General features: G+C 60.1%; 1 protein-coding gene. It reads right to left on the bottom strand.

Going from position 1 to position 286, the window contains the following annotated elements:
- A partial coding sequence (locus tag GFH49_RS39180; protein WP_196217809.1) for a hypothetical protein occupies positions 1 to 286 on the bottom strand: 286 nt, incomplete at both ends.

Raw genomic sequence — 286 nt, 5'->3', positions numbered from 1 at the left:
AACCTTCGAGTAGGTGTCGTCGGGTATCGGGACGACAACTGGTTGGCTTGAGGATACGAAGACTCCCGACAAGTCCTCCGCCTGGCTGGTGTTCTCGACCCCGAGGACACTGCTCCAGTACGTGACGTCTACTTCGGCGCTGGAATCGTTGTGCTTGTTGGTGTTTGTGATGCTTTTCAGGGTGCCGAACCAGCTGTCCGGGACCGGGTCGCCGGCCTGCTGTGCGGAGTAGACCTCGGCGACGCGGCGGATGAACAGAGAGATGCTGTAGCCGTCAACGAGCAGG

Origin of the sequence: Streptomyces blattellae (genome assembly GCF_009709555.1) — a bacterium.
Lineage (GTDB): Bacteria > Actinomycetota > Actinomycetes > Streptomycetales > Streptomycetaceae > Streptomyces > Streptomyces blattellae.
This window is presented reverse-complemented; position numbering and strand designations above follow the sequence as displayed.